The sequence below is a fragment of the Eubacterium sp. AF17-7 genome (assembly GCF_003461285.1).
Classification (GTDB): Bacteria; Bacillota; Clostridia; order Lachnospirales; family Lachnospiraceae; genus Eubacterium_U; species Eubacterium_U album.
Genome location: NZ_QTWU01000016.1, coordinates 1 through 27000, shown reverse-complemented (window position 1 = coordinate 27000; position 27000 = coordinate 1). Strand labels below are relative to the sequence as shown.

Sequence of the window (27000 nt, the reverse complement as noted above, 5' to 3'; positions counted from 1 at the left end):
TTATTTTATCCCCAATGCTTCCTTTAAAAATCCTACTATTCTCTTTTCATACTCGCCATATATTATATTTTCCTTACTTTCAGAATCACTGCCCTCAACAAAATATCTTCCTGTCTCTTTACTAATTGACAAAGAATCAAGCGGCCAGCCCTCAAATCTTTTAGTTGATGCATTATCTATCATATAAAAAGCCCCTACATTTTTTGCTGACTCTCTATCCATAAATGATGAAATCCTACCATTGTTATAAACAGCTACACCGTCCAGGTAATAGGCAGATACCTTTCCTCCAAGCTCTCCTATAAGATTTGAATAATACTCAATCATTTCTTCATCTGATAATCTGTTCATTCCCATTGGAGTCCTAACATTTAATCCCGGTTGTCTCTCATCTTCTAAACTTAGTTCCTCAAAATACAATCCCGAATCATTACAAATCACCAAGTCAAAATATTTGCCATAATATCCTGCTTTGCATATTGCATTTTCTTCCGGCGTTTTTCCTGTCTCATCCGGTTCATCTTCTATCTCTAAATCTTTTAATGTTATAAATTCTATATCACAATTTTCTAACAGTTTAGAAAACCTCTTTACCTTTGACGGATTAGTTGTTCCCAGTAGTACTTTCATCGTTCTCTCCTTTCAATTCTTTTCATACTTTATTTCAAAATAGTCTAAATATGCCTTATATCTATCTTGCGCTGTTAGACATGTATCCATTAAATAACCTTTTTCATCCTTCCCTAAAGCAGAATGTAGCACAGCTTAATTTTATGTTAAAAAACTCCTGCACACCATTTCTGGTATACAGGAGTTCATTATTTTAAGTAATTATATTCTTTTCACTAGTCAGTGTATTACTTGTTAGCGATAGCTGCCTGAGCTGCTGCTAATCTAGCGATAGGTACACGGAATGGTGAACATGATACATAATCAAGACCAATCTTATGGCAGAATTCTACTGAAGATGGATCTCCACCGTGTTCTCCACAGATACCTACGTGAAGGTTAGGGTTAACTGGCTTACCAAGTTTAATAGCCATTTCCATTAACTTACCAACACCAACCTGATCTAACTTAGCAAATGGATCATTTTCAAAGATCTTAGCATCATAGTAAGCATCTAAGAACTTACCAGCATCATCTCTTGAGAATCCGTATGTCATCTGTGTTAAATCGTTTGTACCGAAGCAGAAGAAGTCTGCCTGCTTAGCGATTTCGTCAGCTGTAAGAGCTGCTCTAGGGATTTCGATCATTGTACCTACCTGGTATTCAAGTTCAACACCTGCTGCTGCGATTTCAGCATCAGCTGTAGCTACTACGATATCCTTAACATATTTTAATTCCTTAGAATCACATGATAATGGAATCATGATTTCCGGCTTAACTGTCCAATCACTATGTTTCTTCTGAACATTGATTGCTGCACGGATAACAGCCTTAGTCTGCATCTTAGCAATTTCAGGATATGTTACAGCAAGACGAAGTCCTCTGTGTCCCATCATAGGGTTGAATTCGTGAAGTGAAGAAATGATTGTCTTGATTTCTTCTACTGTCTTACCCTGTGCATCTGCAAGTTTCTTAATATCTTCTTCTTCAGTTGGAACGAACTCATGAAGAGGTGGATCTAAGAATCTGATTGTAACTGGGTTACCTTCAAGTGCTTCGTAAAGTGCTTCGAAGTCTCCCTGCTGATATGGAAGAATCTTTTCAAGAGCTGCTTCTCTTTCTTCTACTGTATCAGAACAGATCATTTCTCTGAATGCTGCAATTCTGTCTTCTTCGAAGAACATATGCTCTGTACGGCAAAGACCGATACCTTCTGCACCAAGTTCTCTAGCTTTCTTAGCATCAGCTGGTGTATCAGCATTTGTTCTAACCTTAAGTGTTCTATATTTATCAGCCCATCCCATGATACGTCCAAATGTACCAGCGATCTTAGCATCAACTGTAGGAATAATTCCATCATAGATGTTACCTGTTGAACCATCGATTGAGATGAAATCTCCTTCATGATATTCTTTTCCAGCTAAAGTGAATTTCTTGTTTTCTTCGTCCATAGCGATGTCGCCACAACCAGATACACAGCATGTACCCATACCACGAGCAACTACGGCAGCGTGTGATGTCATACCACCACGAACTGTTAAGATACCCTGTGATGCCTTCATACCTGTGATATCTTCTGGAGATGTTTCAAGACGTACAAGTACAACCTTTTCTCCTCTTGCATTCCATTCAACAGCATCATCAGCTGTGAATACAACCTTACCACAAGCAGCTCCCGGAGAAGCTCCAAGTCCCTTACCAGCTGGTGTAGCAGCCTTAAGAGCAGCAGCATCAAACTGTGGGTGAAGTAATGTATCTAAGTTTCTAGGATCGATCATAGCTACAGCTTCTTCTTCTGTTCTCATGCCTTCATCAACAAGGTCACAAGCAATCTGTAAAGCAGCCTGAGCTGTTCTCTTACCATTTCTTGTCTGTAACATGTAAAGTTTTCTGTTTTCAACAGTAAATTCCATATCCTGCATGTCTCTGTAATGGTTTTCAAGTGTTTCACAAACCTTTACAAATTCTTCAAATGCTTCTGGGAATTCCTGTTCCATCTGAGCGATTGGCATTGGTGTTCTAACACCGGCAACAACGTCTTCACCCTGAGCGTTCTTTAAGAATTCACCCATAAGCTTCTTTTCACCTGTTGCTGGATCTCTTGTAAATGCAACACCTGTACCACAATCATCACCCATGTTACCAAATGCCATTGACTGTACGTTAACAGCTGTTCCCCATGAATAAGGGATATCGTTGTCACGACGGTAAACGTTAGCACGTGGGTTATCCCATGATCTAAATACGGCTTTGATAGCTCCCATTAACTGTTCCTTAGGATCATCTGGGAAGTCTTCTCCGATTTTTTCTTTATATTCAGCCTTGAACTGTGCTGCTAATTCCTTTAAGTCATCAGCTGTAAGTTCAACGTCCTGCTTAACACCTCTGTCAGCTTTCATCTTGTCGATAAGTTCTTCAAAATACTTCTTACCAACTTCCATAACTACGTCAGAATACATCTGGATGAATCTTCTGTAGCAGTCCCATGCCCAACGGGCATTTCCTGACTTTTCAGCAATTGCGTTAACTACTGTTTCGTTAAGACCAAGGTTAAGAATTGTATCCATCATACCTGGCATAGAAGCTCTAGCTCCTGAACGAACAGAAACAAGTAATGGATTTTCCTTATCACCGAATTTCTTTCCTGTGATTTCTTCCATCTTTACGATATACTCGTTAATCTGTCCCTGAATTTCTTCGTTAATTTCTCTACCGTCCTCATAGTACTGAGTACAAGCTTCTGTTGTAATAGTGAATCCCTGAGGTACTGGAAGTCCTAAACCTGTCATTTCTGCAAGGTTAGCACCTTTTCCACCAAGAAGTTCACGCATGTTTGCGTTACCTTCGCTAAAAAGGTATACCCATTTGTTTGCCATTAATTTTTCCTCCTAAAACTTTAGTATTTATTTTATGAGTTGTGGAGAATGGCTCTCTTTAACCAACTCATATTTTCTAATATCGGTATTTTTGCGCACAAAAATTGGGCAAAAATCCCTATAAAACATTATAACATAAGGCATTTGATAGTCAAGTTCATTTGCCATATGTTACCACAAAAAATCACTAAAACTCATCAAATCTTACTAAACTTCATACGACACACATTATTTTGTTGATCCATTAATATTCAAAATTGGTTTAATAAATTTTTCGGTTTCTGAATAGTCATTATTTCGCAATATATTGACAATACATTCTGCCAAAGCTATTCCTGATGCATATACAGGTTGTTCTACCGTTGTGATATGAGGTGTTACTAATTTTTCATATCCTAATCCATCAAATCCTGTAACGCCAAGTTCATTAGGAACATTTATTTCCATCTTAACGGCACATCTCATTACTCCAAGTGCTAAAGCATCACTGGCACAAACTATCGCATCAACATCTGCATTTTTCAAAATTCTTGAAGCTGCCAGATATCCATCGTCTTCATTATTACACACTCTCATTATTCCCGATTGTGGTATATCCATATGGTAATCTCTCATACAATCCATATATCCATTTAATCTGTCCTGCGTGTATTTTTCTTCACTTCTTATTCCAATATTTGCAATTTTCTTATAACCGCGTTTAAGAAGATGTTCTGTGGCAATATATCCACCTTTATAATTGTCTATGTCAATCCAATTATTCTTGTAACTGCTATTTCCAAATACAATTACAGGCTTATCCTTAAACCACTTCATCACTTCATCTTCTTCACGCTCAGTCATACCCATGGCTATTACGCCATCACATTTAACTTTTTTGTAATCATGTCTACATATCTGCATTGAATAGCCTTCAAGTCCTAACTTTTCTCCGATTCCTGAAATTGCTCTTAGTGTAAAAGGATGCAGAGGGTCAATTCCATTTGCAATATATACACATATAATGTTTGTTTTGTTTGTCTGCAAAAGTCTGGCAACCTGATTAGGTTCATATTCCATTTCGTCTACTGCCTTTTTTACTTTCTCATAAGTTGATGGTTTTAATTTTTCCGGTTCATTGAGAAAGCGCGAAACGGTCATTGTCGATACACCTGTAGCTTTTGCAATGTCTTTAATTGTTATTGCCATTGTTCTCTCCTAATTGTTTTCTAATTAATTCGTTCATTTGATAATGTTATCGATAACACTATTTTATCACATTATCTAATTTATTGTAGATATAAATTTATTGAATCGACTTAATAGTTAACCCTGACAATAGCTTTTCTTTTACTTCATTAACTGTTATGGATTCATCATTATAAAAACAGGTAATCTCCAATACTAATTCCTGATATCTTGCCTGTCCCAAGCCTATCTTCATATTATTTTCCTGTGCAATGTTTCGCAAATTTGAAATCATATCAGACGTTTCCTGATCTGTAAGGTCAGATGTGTCAATTACAGCTTCATATTTTACTGAATATCTAAATGTTTCCTGTTCGGTCGTTTCCTCTATAGTTGTCTGCTCAGCTGTCGTTTTTACATTTGTTTCCGTTGTCTTTACTTCCTTTTGCTCCTTACCACATCCAATAAATGCCAATGTAACACCTAATGCACAAAGTATTACAGCTATTTTCTTTCTCATTAGTTGCACTCCTTTTTTGTTTGTTTTCTTTCGTTTCATTATTTTGTTTTTATTTAACTATAATATTATCATTTTTCAAATTTATTTTCATTACAATTTATTCAAATTGTCAATGGTTCGAATGCAATTTGTCGTTTACTCTTTTTATATAATCAATATTACATTTTTCACTTCATTTCATATACTATATTAAGGGAATATTTACATATAAACTTTGATGTTTCTCTCATAGATTTGGAGGATTATTCATGAACATTTCCGATTTACAATATAAAGATATTTCCAGGGATTTAATAAATTCAATGCTTTTTGAAAATATAGAATATTCAGACACCAATTCGGATATGGGAATCGTTATGGGTAGCTATAGTGCTGTTAAATATCGTGTGCCAAGGGCTGTGGCTTTGTATAATAAAGGACTTGTTAAAAATTTTATTTTTTCCGGAGGCAAAATGCTTATTGATTCTGGAATTTATGAAGAGGCTGATATCATGAAAGATTTTGCCATAGAGTCAGGACTTCCTTCTTCAAATATTTATACGGTCTACAATTCTCATTCTACATTTGAGAGTTTGAAAAATGCTTTTGATTTGCTTAAAAGCATTGAATATTTTACACCTAAAAATATCACTTTAATCACTACTTCATTTCATATGAAAAGATGCCTTTTATTAGTTGACAAAATGTTTTCTAAAGATATAAATATCATTCCATGCCCAGTTAATGACTCTTTCACAACTAAAGAAAACTGGTATAAAACTCCTGCCGGATATGAAAGAGCAATCGGTGAAATTTTTGGAATAATAGATTATGCAAATAAGGGCTACATTAATAATTTTAACATAACATTGTAATTTATTATGATGCCAGGGTCAAAAGGTCTTTCACACACATGAGCTTGCTCATAAGTGGGTGAAAGACCTTGGGACCCGCCTCAATATGAGCATAAAAGCGGGATAATTCCCGCGATATGCGAATATTGGGTAGGATTGTGATAGTGCGCAGCACGGAACAATCCGTAGGCATCATATTTTATCTTATTTTTTGTTTTTTGTTACTTTTTATTATGTTTTAGCTTATTACGCTTTTATACTTATTATGTTTTATTGTTTCTTCTACTTCATAGTCTGTTATTCGTAATATAAAACTAATGTTTTTGTTGACCATTTCCCATAGATTTTTTTCTTTTTACCTACTTTATAAGGTCTTACCATTACAGTACCTGCTGTCCATGTTCCATCTTCTTCTATTCCATTCGTGATGCCCATTTTATTTACATCATTTTTTGAAACTGCTTTAGTAAACACATTCTTTTTGGTCGTAAATGTTTTTTTGTATTTTGCACTTTTGAACTTAACTTCATATCCTGTAGCTCCATTTACTTTTGCAAATCTTATTGTGTATTTCTTTTTGCGCAACTTTGCAAATTCAATTGATGTACCCGCCTTTTTCAGACCTTTTGAATATGTAATACTCGAATTTCTAGAAAATACTTTCTCTCCCATTTTTGGTTTTGTATCAAAAGCAAATTTCTTTAATGTTGAGTTTGCAAACGCTTTGTCTCCAATATATGCTAATTTTTTATTTGAAACAAATGATGCAAGGTCATATGTTCTATAAAAAGCCTGTTCACCTATATTTTTAACATTTTCACCTAATTTTACACTTTTAACTGATTTTTTTCTAAAAGCCCCTGCATCAATTTCTTCTACTGTACCAGCAATAACAACTTTGTCATTTGTTCCTATGTAATAATTCAATTTTGTTTTGTCTGCTGACAATATACATCCTTTATCAAAAGTAGATTTTGTATTGTCCTGTGCAATTATCACTTTATATATTGGTGAATTTTTAAATATCATACCAAGTTTTGTTGCAGTTCCATGCAAAATTACACTGTTAATATCGTCCGTATTACTTTCAACGATTCCATTTTCAAAACCATCAATATCTCCCATAAATTCAATGTTTTTAATAGTTGCAAATGCATTTTGCTCGATAGTCTTTACATTTGCAGGTATTATTGTTGTTTCTTCGCCCCAAACAAATCCGAATGCTTTTCTTTTTATTGTTTGGACATCTTTTCCAATCTTTATAGATTCTACACTTAAGGTTGAAAACGCATTTTCGCCAACACATGTGATTCCATCTTCGATTGTTATGCTTTTTACAGAATCATAATTGCCAAGTATTTCCATATCATCCCACATTGCACCTGTTCCTGAAACTACAATTGTTTTCGCGTCTTTGTCATATGTATACGTTGCATTGTCACCACATTTTCCGGTTAACACATTTTTAGATGCCTCAACGTTCTTCGTTGTTTCCTGATTTTGTGTTGCCTGTTGATTTTGTGTTGTTTCTGCTGCATACACATTAACACTTTTGGTTGCAACAGGTCCCATAACTGCTGTTGCCATAGCTAAGGCTACTGCCCCTGATAATAATACTTTTGATTTCATAATAGATACCCTCCTTAAAAATCTTTGTTTTCTTTATTGTCTTATACTTATTAAACGAAGAGGTCATATTTTTTATTGCATTTATTTTTTAATTATAAGTTAAGTTTTCACTTTTTAGCAAAGAATAAAAAATAACAGAGCTAAAATCCAATATGAATTTCAACTCTGTTATTATTTAAAATCATATTTTATATCCATTAAGGATAATTGTTTTTAAATATGTCTTACATACTTTTGCATGTTATATGCTGACAATTCCAATTAAAATGCCATCTTTTCTTCAAAGTATGCTTTTAAATCTTCAATCTTGATTCTTTCCTGTTTCATAGTGTCACGGTCACGAACTGTAACTGCTCCATCTTCTTCTGAATCAAAATCATAAGTAACACACCAAGGTGTTCCGATTTCATCCTGACGACGATATCTCTTACCGATTGCTCCTCTGTCATCATATTCACAGTTATATAATTTGCTAAGTTCTGCAAATACCTTTTCTGCACCTTCATTTAACTTCTTTGATAATGGAAGTACACCGATCTTAACAGGTGCGATAGCCGGATGGAAATGCATAACTGTTCTCATATCCGGTTTTTCTTCTGTTCCGATATTTTCTTCATCATATGCTGCACAAAGGAATGCAAGTGTTACTCTGTCAGCACCAAGTGATGGTTCAATAACATATGGAACATATCTTTCTTTCTTTTCATCATCAAAATATGATAAATCCTGCTTTGATAATTCCTGATGCTGAGTTAAATCGTAATCAGTTCTATCAGCGATTCCCCAAAGTTCGCCCCATCCAAACGGGAATAAGAATTCAATATCTGTTGTTCCCTTTGAGTAGAAACATAATTCTTCAGGTGAATGATCTCTTAATCTAATTTCATCTTCTTTAATTCCAAGACTTAATAACCAGTCACGGCAGAATCCTCTCCAATACTGGAACCATTCTAAGTCTGTTCCCGGTTCGCAGAAGAATTCAAGTTCCATCTGTTCAAATTCTCTTGTTCTGAATGTGAAGTTACCAGGTGTAATTTCATTTCTAAATGATTTACCAACCTGACCGATACCAAATGGAATCTTCTTTCTTGAAGTTCTCTGTACATTCTTAAAGTTTACAAAAATACCCTGTGCAGTTTCAGGTCTTAAATATACTGTATTTTTAGCATCTTCAGTTACACCCTGGAATGTCTTAAACATAAGATTAAATTCACGGATTTCTGTAAAATTGTGCTTACCACATGTTGGACATGCAATGTTCTTTTCTTCTATGTAGTTAGCCATTTCTTCATGTGACCATGCATCAACAGAACCTTCTATTGTAATTCCATTTTCTTCCATATAATCTTCAATAAGTTTATCTGCTCTAAATCTTTCATGACATTCTTTACAATCCATAAGAGGGTCTGAGAATCCACCAAGATGTCCTGATGCAACCCAAGTCTGAGGGTTCATTAAAATAGCACAGTCAACACCTACATTATATGGGTTTTCCTGAATAAATTTCTTCCACCATGCTTTTTTAACATTATTCTTTAATTCTACACCAAGGTTACCATAATCCCATGTATTCGCAAGTCCACCATAAATTTCTGAACCCGGATATACAAATCCTCTGCTTTTTGCAACTGCAACGATTTTTTCCATTGTCTTTTCCATGATACTTCTCCACCTTTTATTTTTTATGATGCCACGTTAGGAAATACTAAGCAATCCATAGGGCATCTTTTTATTATCATTATTATTTTAATGTATATACAATATAGCTTATTCCGTCATCAGTTTTCGCTGTTTCTACCACGCCATCACTGATTTTACAGTTTTCGCTCACATACTTTACTGTTCCTTCAATCTGGACTTTCATCTGTTCATTAACAATCAAAATATTATCATCTAAATCACTAATCTTGTCTTCTGACACTGATTTTTTCTTATTGTCAGGGGCATAAAATTTTCCCTTAATTTCACAATCTTCATTGTCACTTATGTCACCTATATAGAAAGTTCCTTTATCAGGATTGTTATATTTTAAAATATATGTTCCAAAGTCTGTAGTTGATGCAAATTCCATAATCATAGTCGCAACATCTTTCTTTACATCCATTGACTTTAAAGAAAGTGCATCTTTTCCTGATGCATCACTATCTGAATTAAACTCATCGACTTCATTTTCAACAGTACTCTTAAGTTCCTTCTTGTCATAATAATCTTTATCGAATGACTCTGCTACTCCGTACTGTACTTTACCATCTTTTGAAATATGAATTGCTGTCTGGCCTTTTTCTAAAGCAATATCTCCAACTTTATTGTCACACCCGACAAATGTAAGAGCTATTGTCATAACCATAAGCAATGATATAATTTTTTTCTTAAGCATATCCGCTCCTCCTCGCAATACCTAATTTTACATTGTATACTCATTATTTTCAATAACTAATTTCCAGAAATTCCAGAGTTTTGAATTGTTTTTCTATGTGTTCTTTCAAATACCTTTCTATAATTCCATTTATTTCCTGCCACACCTCATCTTTTACATTAAATGTATATAATTTGTTAAGTGGCGATGAAATTATGTATTGAAGCGCATACACTGCCGATTGCGATACTAATTTATCTTTTGACAAATTTCCATGACATTTAGAACAAATCATGCCATTCTTTCTCAAATCAAAATAATCCAGTTCACTATTATTGCCACAATTTACACAGGTAAACACATTTGGATATTCCCCGTTTATCACAAGCGATTTAAGTTCATATATATTTTTCACCAATTTGTCAGGAATAGAATCATTTTGCAGTGCTTTAAGCGAAAGATAGATTAATTTTAACGTCTCTGTTCCATCTATATTTTCCCTTCCATAGTAGTCCGCCATTTCAAGAAAATACATTCCCATATACATTTTATTAATGTTGGTCATTTCACCGCCAAAATATTCTGTCACTTTTACATTTGTTATAGTGTATGAATTTCTTCCACGATACATGGTAAATTCGCCAAAGCTCATAGGCTGCGTTCCCGAAAGGAACTGGCTTGTAGGTCGTCTTGCCCCTCTTGCAAAAGCCGTTATCTTTCCAAATTGTTTTGTAAGAAGCACAACTCTTTTATCATATTCACCCATCGGCATTGCTGATATTACAATTCCCATAGCTGTTACTGTTTCAACCATAATCGTGCCTCTCCTTCCTTAACTCAAATCACTAAATATTTAATAAATGCTAAAAGCCGCATAGACACGGCTTTAATAGCAGAAATTTCTTACATTAAAAAAATTTCTTATATTTTTAAAAATTGTATTTTACTGCTGCTTTTCATTATATCCGTAATTCTTCAATAACAAATCGCTGTCTCTCCATTCTTTTCTAACTTTTACCCATAACTGAAGATTAACTTTCATTTCAAGCATTTGTTCTATTTCATATCTTGCATTGCTTCCAATCTTTTTAAGCATACTACCCTGTTTTCCGATAATTATGCCTTTATGAGAATCTCTTTCGCATATAATTGTTGCTTCTATATCAGTAATTTTGCCGTTTTTTCTTTCTTTCATTTTTTCAATTGTAACAGCTATTCCATGTGGAATTTCTTCATTTAGAGCATGCAATGCCTTTTCTCTTATAATTTCAGCCACAATCTGACGCATTGGCTGGTCAGTTACTGTGTCTTCATCATAATACTGAGGTCCCTGTGGCAGATATTTAAAAATAGATTCTACTATTTCATCAGCATTTTTATCTCTCAATGCTGATGCAGGAATTATTTCTGCAAAATCAAGAATTTTTCTGTACGCATCAATAAATACCAAAATTTCTTCTTTTTTAACAGTATCTATTTTATTAATTACAAGAATTACAGGTACATTTATGTCTTTAAGCTGTTCGGCAATATGCTGTTCACCTGCCCCAATAAATGTACTAGGTTCAACAAGCCACAAAATAACATCTACTTCTTTTAATGTTTTTTCAGCCACATTTACCATATATTCACCTAATTTATTTTTTGCCTTATGAATACCCGGTGTATCAAGAAATATAATTTGTCCTTGATCACATGTATATACTGTCTGAATCTTATTTCTCGTTGTCTGCGGCTTATTTGATGTAATAGCAATTTTCTGTCCTATTATTTTGTTCATTAATGTAGATTTTCCAACATTCGGTCTTCCTATTAATGCAACAAATCCTGATTTGTACTCTTTATTTTCCATTTGTTCTCCATTTCCAAACTTTTGTTTTATACTTTATTTACATTCTATCATCTGATTTGCATTTATTTTTCATTTATATTTGTATTTATTTTTTAATTTTTATTTTCAAATAAATTGTAGATATTTTTAAACATATCTTTGTTTTCTTCTATTCTTCCTTCGTTTCCAATAACGCAAACATAATATTCTTTAAGTGCATCTGCAACAAGGCTTCCACAGTTTCTGATTGCATTTGTTGTAGTACTTAACACCTGACTTCTTTCTTTTTTAAGATTTTCAAAAGTATTATGGTTAAAATACAATGTTAACAATCTTCCACCTTCGCTACACGGTGTGCGTGGCTGGTCGTATTCACTTATAGTTCCGATAATAAATTTGCGCATATCTCTGTCACCGGCATTAAAATTATTGATGTAATCCACAACATTTTCATAGATTTCATTTGTTTCTTTTAATTTAGGGTCTCTGTAAGATGTAAACATTGCAACACCCTGTTTTGTAAAGAAGTTGCTACAGCCATACGCGCCACCTTTTACTCTTACGTTATTCCACAAATATTCATAAACTAAAATAGTTTTAAGTACTGATAAAGTTCCTGTATATGGATATTTGTCTGTATCAAATTGTCCTGCTCTTACTACATATTGCACCTGACTTGATGTTTTAAATCCTTCATTTAATACATTCTTTGCAAATTTTTCCACTTTATCGCTACTCAATATACTACTGTCAGGTTCTTTGTCATATAATGAATCTGTCATATCTTCCACTAATCCCGGTAAACTGTCATATTCATCATCCTTGCATACATAACTGATAACAAGATTTTCTTTTCTAAAAACATACTCTGTAAGCAATTTTAATTTTGCTGCTACTTCCTCTTTTACATTTTCAAAATTGTTGGCTATATCTTCAATAAATTTGTAAAATGTAATTCCAGCATAATTTTCCCTTCTATACATCGTCTCTGAGAAATATGAGCCTGCTCTAAGTGCTGCAGCAGAATCTCCACTTTCCATAAGTGTATTCTGAAGTCTTGCTTTTATTTCATCGATAATTTCTTTTAATCTCTTATAGTCATCAAATTTTGTAGTAAGCATAACTTCTTTTGCAATTTCAAATGCCTTATCCATTCTGCTTATCATCGACTTAAAATTAACTTCAACTCGATGTTCGAACTTATTCTTTTCAATTGCATCCGGATATAATGTTGCATCAACATATATTCCACCAATATTTTTATTTATTTCATTTGCAAGCTGAGTGTAATTATAACTTTCCGTATTCATATATCCTGCAGTATTTTTCAGCAAACCAATATATGGTAAAAGTTCCGTAGGTATATTTTTACAGTCAAATGACAATATTGCATAACCTATTCCGTTAGTAAAGCAGTCATAATAAACCGTAGGTATTCCATTAATTTCTCTTATCTGAGACTTTATAGTTCTTGGTTCAGGGTCAATATCACTTATTTCCAACATCGGTATCTTCTTTAAATCTTCTTCAGGTGATGGTTCTTCCTGATACTTCTTTAATGCCTTTGTGTCTGCAACTAACTTATCAATTTCACTCTTTGAAAGAGTTGCCTTTTTTGCAGTTAACTTGTCCGCTAATTCTTTTTCAGTTTCTGCTACAAGACCTTTTTTTGGCTTAAGGACTACTGTTGATTCAATTTTGCTGTTTAAAACATACTTTTCAATTAATTTTTCAAAATAATCTGTTTCAACCATTTTCTTTAAAAACGCATATGTTTCATTGCATTCTACATATATAAATGGCTGATTTTCATCGTAAATCCAACTTTCATACATCTGAAGACCAATCATTAATCCTCTTGGCCAACGTCCAAAATCACTTTCACGATATTTAAATTCCAAATTATTAATTGTAGCAATAAGGCTTTCTTTTTCGATACCATTTTGTACTATTTCTTCTAATCCACTTTTTATTATCGACTTGAATTTATCCTTATCTTCATAATTTGCATATTTAGCTACTATAGACCAATATGGTTGTAAAATTCCTGACTCATATGTGCTTTCTACGTTCTTTCCTATGCCTGCATCTATAATCTTTTGTTTTAAAACTGCACCCGGCATTGTCATAAGTACATAATCAAGTACCTGGAACGCCAACACTTCTTCTTTATTAAGTGTTGTGTCTAAAACTACATTCCATGACAAAATAGTATTGTCTTCTTCTGATTCACCATCTGATATAGGGTAGTAACTTTCAACCTCTGCCGGTTTATCAAATGGTTTCTGCATTTTTATTTCAGAATCTATTTCTAATGTATCATATTTGCTCAGATATTCTTTATCTATAAAACGGAGTTTTTCTTCCATATCCATATCTCCGTACAAATATATAAAGCTATTTGACGGATGATAATATTTTCTATGAAAATCCAAATATTCTTCATAAGTTAAATCAGGTATTGATACCGGATCCCCACCTGACTCAAAGCCGTATGTTGTATCCGGAAAAAGCGAATGCAATACCTGTCTGTCAAGAACTCCTGCTACTGAGGAAAATGCTCCCTTCATTTCGTTATAAACTACACCATTTATTTTCAACTCATCTTCCGGTGATTCTAATTCGTAATGCCATCCTTCCTGCTTAAAAATCTCCTGATGATTATATATTTGTGGATTAAATACTGCATCCAAATAAACATCCATTATATTTTGAAAATCTTTTTCATTACAACTTGCAAGCGGATACACAGTCTTGTCCGGATATGTCATTGCATTTAAAAATGTATTAAGTGACCCCTTTACGAGTTCGATAAATGGGTCTTTCACCGGGAATTTATCTGAGCCACAAAGAACTGTATGTTCAATTATATGCGGTACTCCTGTATCATCATTTACCGGTGTTCTAAAACCAATATTAAAAACTTTATTATTGTCATCATTTGATAATAATGCAATTCTTGCTCCTGTCTTTTTGTGCTTTAATAAATAAGCCTGTGAATTCAAGTCTTCCATATAATATTGTTTTATAATTTCATATTCTTTGATATCTTTTACTGCCATTAATTTTTCCTTTCCATAATATTTTTCTTTTTTAAGATGTTCGGTCAAAAATATCTTATGAATTATCACTCGCTATTCGCTCCAACGTAAATCTGTCATCATTTTATACTATTCACCTTATTATCTTAATATATTATCAACTTCAACTAAAAATCTATTCAACTGATATACTCGTTCTATATTCTAACACATTTAATTTTTTTCTTCATTAACAATAAATTTTTTTATCTAATTTTATATAGTAATAAATTTTTTATCTGATTTTAATTCTTATTTTATTTTCAGGCTTCATTTGATATTTTATTCATATTTGTTATACTTATAGAAGCATTAGGAGGAATATTATGAGCGTTAAAGATGAAGTTTTACATATGCTTGAAGCAAATAAAGGAAGGTATTTTTCAGGAGCTACTCTTGCAAAAGAATTAAACGTTAGCAGAAATTCTATTTGGAAGGCAATCAAATCTTTAGAAAATGAAGGGTACAAGATTTTGGCTGCTACAAATAAAGGTTATTGTCTTGAACAATCAAATGATATTTTAAGTAAGCACAGTGTTGGTGAGTTTTTAAAATATAATTTAGATATCCATGTGTATGACACAATTTCTTCAACTAATACTGTTTTAAAAGAAATGGCTGAAGATGGTGCAAAAGAAGGAACTGTCCTCGTAGCCAGTGAGCAGACTTTAGGTCGTGGTCGTATGGGAAGAAAATTTGTTTCACCTGCAGGTACAGGAATTTATTTTAGTATACTACTTCGTCCTGATATTCCTGCCAGCGATTCACTTTTTTTAACTACAAGTGCAGCAGTTGCAGTTGCTAAGGCAATTGAAGATGTTTCCGATAAAAAGGCAAAAATAAAATGGGTCAACGATGTTTTTGTAGATAACAAAAAAGTATGTGGAATATTAACTGAAGCTACTTTTAATATGGAAACAGGCAAACTTAACTATGCAATTGTCGGAATCGGTATTAATGTTTGTTTTCCTGAAGGTGGATTTCCTGAAGAAATCGACAAAGTTGCTACAGCTATATTTGACAAAGAAAGCGATTCCATTAACAAGCGTAGCAAATTATTAGCTCATGTCTTAAATTACTTTATGGGCTTTTACAATTCATTTGAATCAAAGAGTTACCTTAAAGAATATATTGACCGCTCTATATTATTAGGAAAAAATATTACTGTTATTGACAAAGATGGTAACAAGCCTGCCCAGGCAATTTCAATTGACGATGAATGTCATCTTCTTGTCAGATTTGAAGACGGAACTGAAAAACTTCTTTCTTCCGGAGAAGTTAGTATAAAATTGGATTAATTTCACACATATCATAACTATCTAATTTATAAGATATATATTAATTTTATATTTGTTAATTATACACTAACAGCCAGACTTTTTGGAAGCCTGGCTGTTAGTGTATAGTATACAATATATATGCAATACCAAAGTCATAAAATCTGGTACAGATTCTTTTTGTAATTTTCATCTCTGTATTTATCTTGGTATCACTTCAATTAATAAATTTTTTATTTATTTTCTCCTATAAAGAACAAACCAACTGTTCCTGGTCCTGCATGAGTTCCAATCGTAGGACTTAGCATTCCTATGATTACTTTTTCTACTCCACATTCTTCTTTTATTTTATCAGCTACTTTATTGGCATCTTCTATACAATCACCATGTACAATAAAGGCTACTTTATTTTCATAACCTGCGCCTTCTTTTTTCATGGAATCAACCAGACTCTGTAATGCTTTCTTTCTTCCACGAACATTCTGGAATGGTTTTAATTCTCCTTCATTTGTTACATGAAGTACAGGTTTTACATGTATTAAAGTTCCTACAACTGCAGTTGTTTTTGACACTCTTCCACCTCTATGTAAATGGAATAAATCATCTACAGTAAAGTAATGGCACATATGATTTAAATTTTCTTCAATCCAGGTCTTTACTTCTTCTAAACTTTTACCTTCTTTTTTCAGAGTTGCTGCTTTATATACTAAAAGCCCCTGACCTAAAGATGCAGCCTTTGAATCAATAACAACAATATTACTATCCGGAAATTCTTCTTTTAAGTCCTCTGCTGCAATTCGTGCTGAATTATAACTAACACTTAATGCAGATGAAAAAGCAATGTGCAATATGTCTTTTCCCTGATTCAAAATACTTCTAAACATCTCTGTTGCATATTCCGGATTACATCCCATCGTTGTAGGCATCGCACCTTTTCTCATAAGTTCAAAGAATTCATGTGGCTCAATGTTTTTTTCATCTCCGTATATCACTCCGTCTATACTATAATATAAAGGGAGGCAAGGAATATCATATTCCTTTAAAATTTCTTTTGGCAAATCACTTGCTGAATCTGTTACAATAACATAATCTCTCATATTATCTACATTCCTTTCAACCTAACAAAATGTCATTTATTTTCGTTATTATCATATCATTGTAACATTTCTATTTCTACAACTCTGAAAAAGAAAATGTTTATTATCTCTTTTATTGCAACTTATTTTATCCATAAATTGCAGCTTTTCTTATAGTAATCTTTTTTTCTTTTCCCACTACATTTGTATATTTTTCTGTAACTATTATATCCAACATTCCTTCTTTGTAATCAACAGACATGACTTCTATTTCATAATCTGATGTGCCACTGACATTATATGCAATATTATTCATACAAAAATTTATCATATCGTCATTACTGTTAATTTCTTTATTCTTACCACAACTTGCTTTTACTGTCTGCTTTACAGCCGCTGCGACTGCTCTGTTTAGTTCTGTTTCTCTTGAACTATTTTCTTCTAACGCCATAATAGTCATACTTACAATCATAACTGATACAATTAATCCAATCACTATTGAAATTTGCTTCATCTGTTTTCCTCATAATTTTATAGTAGTAGTTTTTATACCCTCTCCAAGGTTCCTGTAATTATTTAGCCATCATCTGTTTTTCTTAATTTCATTCACCATTTCTTTTGACATTTTATACTTTTTCATTCCCTGTCCTTCTTTTTTATTAAGTCTTTCTTCTAGCCTGTTCCGCATAGAAAGATTCCATTTAGAATTTTTATTTAACGTATCCATATATTCCTTTGAAACAAATCTAACCATAGGATTATAGTCATTATTATTTATAATATAAACACCAAATTTCTTTTCTGTATAAGAACTATCATCTCCGGCATTTGTACAAACTGTCACTATAAATTCTGCAACAGACTCTGTGTTCATAAACTTCTCAGTTAATACAATATCTGAATTATTTACATCTTCACATTCTTTATTCTTTCCTCTTTCATAATAATTTTTACCTGATACATCAATTATGTTTTTTATGTATATAGGATATTTTTTATTTGAATATGTATCATCAGTAACTTTTACTTTCTTAACTAACTCATTCATATCCAGTTTTATATTTTGATTAACTACGTAATATCTATCCGTAGCATTTATAAATAAATTTATAATCTTTTCTTTTTCCCACTGGGCATACAATATTTGATTTCCATTTACATACAATATTCCACCGGGTTTTATAGTTTCTCCATTACCGTCACTTTGAAAATTCCAATGTTTATTTTCTACTGTATGATATCCATTTCTTTTGACTGTAACACCACTTATTATTATGTCTTCCTGCCAAAATTTAATCTGATTATCAGGCATTCCTAAAACCCGTTCAGAAGTATTTTTATTAAATATAACATCATATTTTTCACTTATTATTATTTCATTATCCACATAAGTTTTTACAAATTTGGTTGGTCTCAAAAGCTTATTTTCACCAATATTTCGTACCGAAAACTTTTTTACACAATTTTGGTTATTTAATTCTGCAACTGCATCACCTACATAATATAATTCACTCTGTGCATCTGTACTATATTCAACCTGTGCAATTATTGTTCCCGGGTCAGTTAATGTTGTCCTTATAACTGCAACATATCCGCTAGGTTTTAGCAATCTGTCTATTATTGATATGTATGTCTGTCTGGTAAGATATACTTCATTACTTTCATCTACACTTGCTATGCTAAACATTTGAAACTTTCCTCTTACATACACACCCATTCCGTTTTTAGCACAATTATTTTGATATATGTTATTGTCCGTCAGTAAAAAGTTAGCTTTTTCACCTATATATACACCCCCGCCATTATTGTATGCATAATTATTATTTATGTAACTTCCCATCCACATATGAACCGTAGCTGTATTGCCAATATAAAGGCCTCCTCCGTTTCGTGAAGAATTGTTATTTATTGAGGTATTTCTCATCAAAACAGAAGAATCCGTGCATATTCCACCACCTTTATCAGTAGCTCCATTTTCACCTATTATGCTATTATAAAGTTTTATGGCTCCGCCATTTATATCCTCAACATTCTTCCCTATGGATAATCCTCCCGCATTATCAACGCTTGAGTTGCTAAATATATTTACTGCTTCGATAGTTATTTTTGAATCATCACCGCAGGCTACTCCTCCTCCTAAATTTCCTGATGTGTTTCCTATAATCCTTGCATTATATATAACCGTACATCCACCATGTCCTTCACCTATACCGCCATTGCATCTTACTCCACCACCACTTCCTCTTGCTTCATTTCCACTAATTGTCGGTGCAGTACTGCCTGACCCAAGAATAAGACCTGCCTGATATCCTGAAAATACGCCTCCGGCACTGGCTCCGGCATCATTGCCATATATCCATCCATCATTTATATTTACAATTGTTCCTAATCCTGTTCCAAATATGCCTCCACCTTCCTCACCTGATTTGTTATTATGTATTATTCCTGCAGTCATTAATAAATGCGAAGAACCACCTATGTAAATTCCTCCGCCTTCTTCTAATGCTTCATTTTCAAAAATTTCACCATCATATATCCTTAATTCTGAATAATTTCCAACATATACTCCACCACCCTGACTTAGAGTAAAACATTTATATATTTGTGCTCCGGGCCATATATTGCACACTCCGCCTTTAATGGTAATTCCTCCGCCTTTTACTCCATCACAGTCATGAATAATTCCATATACATTCAATGTTCCTGTGCTTCTAACCGCTCCTGCTTCCGTCTCGCCATTATAATTAGTAACATTTTTTACTACACATGCATTTCCAATCGTTCCTGTTGAACTGTCATCAACTTTTATAAACCCTTTTGTTGCAAAAGAAATTTGATTCTTTTTTCCATCAAGATATAACTTATATCCACCCATTCCATCGCCAAAATGAACTTCCGCTCCATCTGAGATTTTAAAACAATATTTATCTGATTTATTTACATCATCGCTTATGTCTTTACTTCTACTAATAGTTCTTTCACCACCTGATGAATAAAGCATATATCTTCCTTGAGTTACTTTTATTCCATCTTTAATTTTTATATTACCAACTATGGCAATATATACTACGCTTGTTTTTTTGTTATTGCTAAATATATTTTTTAATTTACTTTCTGTTTGCACAAGATACGGATTACTTCTACTTCCATTTTCTGTAGTCGCGCCATAAACATTGTTTTGCAAAAGAACCATACAGCAAAAAGCAAGCACAACGCATACTTTCAAAATATTTTTTTCTATTACTACACTCCATTTTCCAATCATCTTGCATACCCCTCAATCACAACTTTTTTACTCTTGTTTTCTCCAAACATTTGATAAATTGGAAACGTTATATTATATTCCATACTAACATAACAACTTAGTTCATTTTCTGATAATGAATTATCTTCTGTAACCAACATATATCCTTTTTCACCGGCTTCTTCTTTACATTGTTTGATAACTTGTGCATCGCAATTACTATCCTCTATACGATTAACTGCTACATTATAAAAATCCCTCGCTTTTACATTTTGATTTTCCGTGCTTATATACGACGAAAAAACTATACAGGCTATTGTTACTACTATAACTATAGAAAACATTTCTATTGCCAGTTTCATCTTTTTCCTCCTCTAATTTAACATTGACTTTTTATTTCCAGGCCAATCTGTATTACCATTGCTTATTCCACTACAACATTCATATTCCTAATACTTTTAATGCCACTTTCACCTCTTACAATACATTTAATGTTATATACACCTCTGTGAAACACATCTACATCTCCATATATTTTCAATTTATCTGTTATATCTTTTCCATCATAATCCCTTGCACTAATTTGATTTGTCACATCAAAACTTTTATCTAAATATGTAACATATATAACATCGTCACCTACAATAATAGGGCATTTCTTTTTGTATTCTTCCGAAAACTCTCTGTTAGTATTACTTCCTTCACAGTTGTATGCAGGCATTATTTTTTTAATACTTGTGTTTGTTATAATGCTAATAAGTGCAACAATAATTACACCAATTACCGCATATTGAATAGTTTGTCCATGTTCGCTTAAAAATACTTCCATGCGTTATCCTCCTACCAGTTTTGTAAAAAAATCTACATTCATTCCCGCTGCAGTATACATAATTGCAATAGACAAAATTATTAATATTACCGAAATAATTCCACTTATAATTATCTCGCCATGTTCTTCTAATAAATTCTCCATTCTCTACCTTCCTTTTATCCCAAATTACTCTATTCTTCCATTTGTTCTTTTTATAATATAAGGTTCGACTTTTACTATTTTTATAAATCAAAAACTTATTTTCATATTATTTTTACTCTCATAAAACTATGTAACCTGCTGTAACACATGGTAAAATCCCGCAACAATGAATAAAAATAATATTCCATAAATCAAAGTCTGACCTAATTCAGATAATAATAATTTCATTTTCATCCTCCATTCATTACATTTCCCAATGCGGACGTAAATACTAAAATCATAAGCACCATATCAATAATTATCTTTACAACTCCTACCATCATTGGTCCTGCTGACAAAGTCCCTGCTAATCCAATTCTGTCTTTATTTTTCATTTCTTCCGCCTGCTTTAACATCTTATTATTTCTATCTATAATTGCATTTGTCTGCTTATAAGTTTCTTCTTTACTTAACTCATTTATGCAATAAAACATTTTTAATGATGACTGTATTTCAGGCATATCGAGTTCTTGAAGAAAATTATCATAAGGTTCTATCCCTATTGGATATTCTTCAAAATCAATTAATAAATGTCGTATTGGTCTTTTTAAAATATATGGCGCATCATCATATGAATTTTCTATTGAAGACTGTACTGTCTGCTGTTGCAAATTCAACGCTACCTGCCTTAACCAATCAGGAAATACTTTCGATATTTCCCGTCTCATTCTCTTTTTGACTTTATTAATTGACAACTTGTCCATAAATTTTATTTTTTCATTCTGGCTTTTCATAATTAAGTCATAATACTTATCTACCATTTCAGGATTAAGAAAACTCTCCTCTTTCAACCAGTCAATATTTAGTTTCTTATAAACAAAAATATAAATGACAAGCATTATCAAAATAATAATCATCGAACTTATCTGATATACTATATTTCCTGTAAATGAATATTCTTTTGGTATAAGATAAGCCATAAATCCACATGTTAATAGTGTAGCTCCAATTGATATAAGAACGTTTCTTCTTATCCTATCTATATCTCTTCTAAAAAGTTCCGTTCTATCACTCCACTCTTTTATATCGCTAAGAATAATATTTATATATTCTTCAAATTCTCCACCTTGTTTTTCTATTTTTATAATAAATTCATGAAGTGAAATAAGTCTTTTACAATAATATTCTTCTTCGAGAATTTTAAGTGCCTGCTCATAAATATCTTCATTCATTTTAGAATCAATATTTACAATAACTTCTTCAATTATTTCCTTCATCTCACCATCACTTATTTTTTGTGCATCTATAAGAGATGGTCTGATTTTTCCACTTTTCTTAAACGAATAGCACATCTGCTCCATATAGCTTATTAAGTCTTCAAATTTTTTCTTATAATAGCTTTTCTTTTTTTCTTCTTTATATAGCATAGGCATAAGTAACGTTGTTATTACACCTATAGCAATCACTATTGGAAGTTCTAACTTATACGCAAATGCTATTCCTACAACTATAGCTATAATACATATGTATTTTCTAAAATATTTTACTTTTTTCATTTATCTCCTAATTTTCACTTTTCTTAAAAGGATCTGTAATACCTGCCATTCTGAATTTTCTCATCAATTCAGGTGGAAGTTTTCTACATAATATTCTTCCATCTTCATATATCATTGTCTTTTCATTTCTATCCTCATATCTTGACAAACAAATAATTTGTGTTATTTTTCTCGAAATTTTCTCTCCCTGTTTTACTACCGACTGCAATTGTATTCCAATATCAATAAACGAATAAACATCATTTTCATAAACTGACTGTCCCATGTTTCTTAAGCGATCGGGTATTTTACCTGCATCATCCAAGTGAATTGTCGTTATACAATGTACTCCTGCCGAAATATTTTCCAAAAGATACTTAACTTCCTCTCCTCTTGCCTCCGCAAGCAAAACCCATGTTGGTAATTGTCGTTTACTTGCCTTTAGTGCATCAGCATATCCAAAATTATCACTTACCTTAATTTCCACACAATCTTTCTGCGGATTAATTGACGAATATCTTAATTCAAGATTATCCTCAATTGTATACACCCTTTCATAGTCCGGAATATAACTTGTTAAATATTTTACATATTCTGTTTTACCCACTCCCGGTAACCCTCCAACAATCACAGTGCAGTGTGCCTTGATGGCGTTTTCCATAAAAATATCCAATACTTCCGGACAATAATCACTTTCTAAAATACTTTCCCTGCTTATTCTTCTTACAGCAGGAGTTTTTCTAATACTTATACTGATTCCTGTATTTGTAACTGAATCATGCAAAATCGAAATTCTTAAATTTTCAGTTTCCGCTTCTAATAATGGATTGTTTTGATTAAATTGAACATTCATTAAATTACTTATTTTTGTATAAAACTGTTGTATAAACAATTCATCTAACGTAAATCCCTCAATCTTATACCTTCCCTTATTTAAATCATTCACCCATAATTCACGACTATAATTGATGTCCGTAATGTTATCGTCATAAATAAATGGTAATAACTTTCCAAATGCCCTATCCGGCAATGACAATTTTCTCAACTGTATTCCCCTTTCGCCTATAATTAACTAATCTTTCCTGCTACACTGTTAAAAGTTACAGAACCTGCATAACTGTTTACAATTCCCTTAATCGCATCTGATATAATCGGTCCCACAACATAAGCAACACCCACTAACAGCAAAATGCATACTGCAATGAAAATTGTTTTACCATGTTCCTGTAAAAAAATGTCCATAATTTACCTCCTATACTTTATTCCAAATAATCACATATTATACGCTTCGGGTAAGAACTACACAGCTATGTTTCTTCCTAAGTGCGATGATAAAAGCCTTATAACTACTAATTATTATTTATTCAACACTCTTTTCATCGTTCAATTTTTGATACATATTGTGTGCCATGTTATTATACATATATTATGTTATTTGTTCGGTGCTCAGAATAATATCACATTTTAGTTATGTAGTCAATTATATTTTATATATTTTTCAAATTTTCTATATAAACATTATTTTAAATTATTACTTTTTATAATCGGCATATTAAATCTATTATCTGGTTTCTTTTTAAAGCATGATTTGTACAATATTTTCTTTTTTTAATTAGCATTAAGAAATCAGCCATAAAAATCGAAAAAGCCGTCTAAGTGATTTCTCACTTAAACGGCTTACTTTAAACCCCAATATTTTATAGCTCCCCAGCTACATTTAATACCTTTATTTTGTTTTTGGTAATGTATCTATTGCCTTATCCATTGCGCTTCCCCAAGCGTATCCATTAGATGCATCCCAGTTAATTGACCATGTCATTACACCTCTTAATGAAGGATATGTCTTAGGCGGCATAAAGCTTCCACCACTTGCCATTCCTTTTGTTAAACAATTAAGAGCTGATGTTAATGTATTTGTAGATACAAGACCACTTCCTGCAGCCGGTGCTGATGATGGAACACCAATTCCGACCTGATCTGGTCTTAATCCGTTTTCAATAAGCAATGTTGCAAGTGATGTAAGGAAATCAACTGAACCACAGCTATAAACTCCTCCACCGTATCCAACCATGCTACCTGAATTGTAATACTGCATATTAACTACTGTTAAAATATCTTTAATATCTAATGCTAACTTAAAGTAATTAGATGTTGGACTCTGCATATAATATGTTTCAGGTGCCATTGTAATAATAAATTCGTCGCCGAAATGGTTATGAACCTTTCTAAGTGCTCCTGCAATATATTCCGTTCCTGCTACTGCTCCACCTTCAAGGTCAATGTCTACACCTTCAAATCCAAACTGTTCAATTACTTTAATTAAACTGTTTGCAAAATTATCTGCTGCTGCCTGACTTGTAATATAAATTGTACCTTCAGCACCACCAATAGAAAGAATTACATGCTGATTTCTTTCCTTTAATGTCTTAATATCCTGAATGAACTGTGCATCTGTATATCCACCAACTGCCTTGCTTAAGTCTCCATTTACACTAAAAGTTACTTCTCCAGGTGTTGATGTTGAATCTGCAAATGAAACACAAATTAAATCATAGTATGATGGTACTTCACTTAACTTTAAGTTTGCAGCTCCATTTGTAAAGTTATGCCAATATCCTGTAACAATATGTTCAGGTAAACTCTTGTTAACTGTATAGTTATTATCCTGAGTTGTTTCTTCTTCTTTTGATGTTGTTACTTCCTGAGCTTTTGTTGTTACTTCAGGTGTCTTTGTTGTTTCCACAGGCTTTGTTGTTTCCACAGGCTTTGTTGTTGCCGCCGGTTTTGTTGTTGTTCCGTCTGTCAATCTCCAAACGCCCCACTGGCCACATGTTTCAGGGTTATCACCATTTGTCCACCACTGAGCTTCATAAACATTTCCGTTATAAGACACTTTATCACCTTTTACATAAACTTTTCCATTTACCCATTCAGGATAGCCTGAAGCAGCCTTAGTTGTTTCTTCACTTTTAGCTGTTGTTGCTTCTGTCTCAGGTGCTTTTGTTGTCTCTACTGTCTTTGTTGTTGTCTCTGTCTGACCTTTTACATCTACTACAGTTTCTGTCTTTTCTGACTCTTTTCCATTATAAGTTGTTGTTACCGCAACTGTATGTCTTCCAGCTGTATAACCTGTATATGTGTATGAGCCACATGCTACTGCATTTGATACTAATTTTCCATCAATGTAAACATTATATAAATCAATTGTGCCTCTGCCCCATACAACTGTAATTGAGTTATTTGCTGTTGAAGTTACTACTAATCCAAATGGTTTATCTAAAACTATTTCCTGTTTAGTTGTTGTCTCAACTGTCTTTGTTGTTGTCTCTGGCGCCTTTGTTGTTGGCTGTGTTACTGTTGCATCACCAACATATTTCCAAACACCCCACTGACCACATGTTTCCGGATTATCTCCAAGTGTCCACCATTTTGCCTGATATACTTTTCCATTATATATAACTCTGTTTCCACCTGTGTAAATTGTATCTTTATTCCACTGTGGATATTCTGAATCAATTGTTGTTTCTGGTGTTTTAGTTGTTGTTTCTGGTGTTTTAGTTGTTGTTTCTGGTGCCTTTGTTGTTGTTTCTGGTGCCTTTGTTGTTATCTCTGCCACCTTTGTTGTTTCTGGTGCCTTTGTTGTTATCTCTGGTGTCTTTGTTGTTTCTTCTCCTGAAAGACTATCAAGGAATCTACCATTACTCTGTGCAAATAAGTTCTTATTCTGTGATGAATCCCAGTTAATTGACCATGTCATAATTCCTCTTAATCCAGGATGTGCATTGTTTAATTCTGTAAATGCACTCTGTAATGTTTCATTTGAAACCTGTCCGCTTCCTGCAGCACTTGCTGATGAAGGCACACCTATTACTACCTGATCAGGTCTAAGTGGTGCAAAATACTTTTCTGCTGTCTGTGACTTTGTATAATAGTTATTTACATAGAAACCGTTTAATAACATATTGCACATTGCAACAATTCCTTCTTTTGTTCCCATGTTGTATGACTGATTATC

22 protein-coding genes are annotated in these 27000 nt (G+C 32.9%); 2 read left to right on the top strand and 20 right to left on the bottom strand.

Going from position 1 to position 27000, the window contains the following annotated elements; genetic code table 11:
• From DWW96_RS11860 to DWW96_RS11840, 4 genes are all read right to left on the bottom strand, one after another.
• Positions 1-630: a non-canonical purine NTP pyrophosphatase gene (locus tag DWW96_RS11860; RefSeq protein WP_117910561.1), complete on the bottom strand. Its 630-nt coding sequence runs from the start codon at positions 628-630 to the stop codon at positions 1-3.
• A gap of 227 nt (positions 631-857) precedes the next feature.
• On the bottom strand, positions 858-3485 hold the full coding sequence (gene ppdK, locus DWW96_RS11850; protein ID WP_117910560.1) for a pyruvate, phosphate dikinase: 2628 nt from the start codon (positions 3483-3485) through the stop codon (positions 858-860).
• A 228-nt stretch (positions 3486-3713) separates the two neighbouring features.
• The gene (locus DWW96_RS11845) at positions 3714-4673 is read right to left on the bottom strand and encodes a LacI family DNA-binding transcriptional regulator (protein ID WP_117910559.1); all 960 of its coding nucleotides are present in this window, start codon (positions 4671-4673) and stop codon (positions 3714-3716) included.
• Between the two features lie 97 nt (positions 4674-4770).
• Complete coding sequence (locus tag DWW96_RS11840) at positions 4771-5172, bottom strand: hypothetical protein (protein WP_022088018.1); 402 nt, start codon at positions 5170-5172, stop codon at positions 4771-4773.
• Positions 5173-5420: 248 nt separating this feature from the next.
• Here DWW96_RS11840 and DWW96_RS11835 point away from each other — a divergent pair, with 248 nt between their 5' ends.
• Entirely contained in the window at positions 5421-6026 is a 606-nt protein-coding gene (locus DWW96_RS11835) for a YdcF family protein (protein WP_117910558.1), read from the top strand.
• A 276-nt stretch (positions 6027-6302) separates the two neighbouring features.
• Here the strand turns inward: DWW96_RS11835 and DWW96_RS11830 are convergent, their stop codons facing one another.
• From DWW96_RS11830 to DWW96_RS11805, 6 genes are all read right to left on the bottom strand, one after another.
• Entirely contained in the window at positions 6303-7634 is a 1332-nt protein-coding gene (locus tag DWW96_RS11830; protein WP_022088016.1) for a leucine-rich repeat domain-containing protein, read from the bottom strand.
• Between the two features lie 261 nt (positions 7635-7895).
• Positions 7896-9293 (bottom strand): glycine--tRNA ligase, encoded by a 1398-nt coding sequence (locus DWW96_RS11825; RefSeq protein WP_022088015.1) that lies wholly within the window; start codon positions 9291-9293, stop codon positions 7896-7898.
• A gap of 82 nt (positions 9294-9375) precedes the next feature.
• A complete protein-coding gene (locus DWW96_RS11820; protein ID WP_022088014.1) occupies positions 9376-10011 on the bottom strand; it encodes a hypothetical protein in 636 nt (211 codons plus the stop codon).
• 49 nt (positions 10012-10060) lie between these two features.
• Complete coding sequence (gene recO, locus DWW96_RS11815) at positions 10061-10804, bottom strand: DNA repair protein RecO (protein ID WP_117910557.1); 744 nt, start codon at positions 10802-10804, stop codon at positions 10061-10063.
• Between the two features lie 129 nt (positions 10805-10933).
• Positions 10934-11842: a GTPase Era gene (era, locus tag DWW96_RS11810; protein ID WP_022088012.1), complete on the bottom strand. Its 909-nt coding sequence runs from the start codon at positions 11840-11842 to the stop codon at positions 10934-10936.
• 92 nt (positions 11843-11934) lie between these two features.
• On the bottom strand, positions 11935-14952 hold the full coding sequence (locus tag DWW96_RS11805; RefSeq protein ID WP_347496383.1) for an insulinase family protein: 3018 nt from the start codon (positions 14950-14952) through the stop codon (positions 11935-11937).
• Positions 14953-15227: 275 nt separating this feature from the next.
• Here DWW96_RS11805 and DWW96_RS11800 point away from each other — a divergent pair, with 275 nt between their 5' ends.
• Positions 15228-16199 (top strand): biotin--[acetyl-CoA-carboxylase] ligase, encoded by a 972-nt coding sequence (locus DWW96_RS11800; RefSeq protein ID WP_022088010.1) that lies wholly within the window; start codon positions 15228-15230, stop codon positions 16197-16199.
• 212 nt (positions 16200-16411) lie between these two features.
• On the opposite strand, the gene DWW96_RS11795 is transcribed toward DWW96_RS11800, so the two are convergent.
• The 10 genes from DWW96_RS11795 to DWW96_RS11760 all read right to left on the bottom strand — a co-directional run.
• On the bottom strand, positions 16412-17275 hold the full coding sequence (locus tag DWW96_RS11795) for a DegV family protein (protein ID WP_022088009.1): 864 nt from the start codon (positions 17273-17275) through the stop codon (positions 16412-16414).
• A gap of 127 nt (positions 17276-17402) precedes the next feature.
• Positions 17403-17768, bottom strand: coding sequence for a hypothetical protein (locus tag DWW96_RS11790; protein ID WP_022088008.1), 366 nt, complete (start codon positions 17766-17768; stop codon positions 17403-17405).
• Between the two features lie 69 nt (positions 17769-17837).
• Positions 17838-20519 (bottom strand): hypothetical protein, encoded by a 2682-nt coding sequence (locus DWW96_RS11785; RefSeq protein ID WP_117910556.1) that lies wholly within the window; start codon positions 20517-20519, stop codon positions 17838-17840.
• Positions 20516-20860, bottom strand: a complete 345-nt coding sequence (locus DWW96_RS11780) for a hypothetical protein (RefSeq protein WP_022088006.1) — start codon at positions 20858-20860, stop codon at positions 20516-20518. Before DWW96_RS11780 ends, DWW96_RS11785 begins: the two co-directional genes overlap by 4 nt.
• Positions 20861-20922: 62 nt before the next feature.
• Complete coding sequence (locus tag DWW96_RS11775) at positions 20923-21327, bottom strand: hypothetical protein (RefSeq protein ID WP_117910555.1); 405 nt, start codon at positions 21325-21327, stop codon at positions 20923-20925.
• 3 nt (positions 21328-21330) lie between these two features.
• Positions 21331-21471 carry a hypothetical protein gene (locus tag DWW96_RS14100; RefSeq protein ID WP_022088004.1) on the bottom strand — a complete coding sequence of 47 codons (141 nt, stop codon included), beginning with the start codon at positions 21469-21471 and terminating at the stop codon, positions 21331-21333.
• A gap of 230 nt (positions 21472-21701) precedes the next feature.
• Positions 21702-23006, bottom strand: a complete 1305-nt coding sequence (locus DWW96_RS11770; RefSeq protein ID WP_022088002.1) for a hypothetical protein — start codon at positions 23004-23006, stop codon at positions 21702-21704.
• 7 nt (positions 23007-23013) lie between these two features.
• The gene (locus DWW96_RS11765; protein ID WP_022088001.1) at positions 23014-24030 is read right to left on the bottom strand and encodes an ATPase, T2SS/T4P/T4SS family; all 1017 of its coding nucleotides are present in this window, start codon (positions 24028-24030) and stop codon (positions 23014-23016) included.
• A gap of 23 nt (positions 24031-24053) precedes the next feature.
• A complete protein-coding gene (locus tag DWW96_RS14095) occupies positions 24054-24227 on the bottom strand; it encodes a hypothetical protein (RefSeq protein ID WP_022088000.1) in 174 nt (57 codons plus the stop codon).
• 484 nt (positions 24228-24711) lie between these two features.
• Positions 24712-27000, bottom strand: a 2289-nt coding sequence (locus tag DWW96_RS11760; protein WP_117910553.1) for a glycosyl hydrolase family 18 protein, incomplete at its 5' end; no start/stop codon positions are given.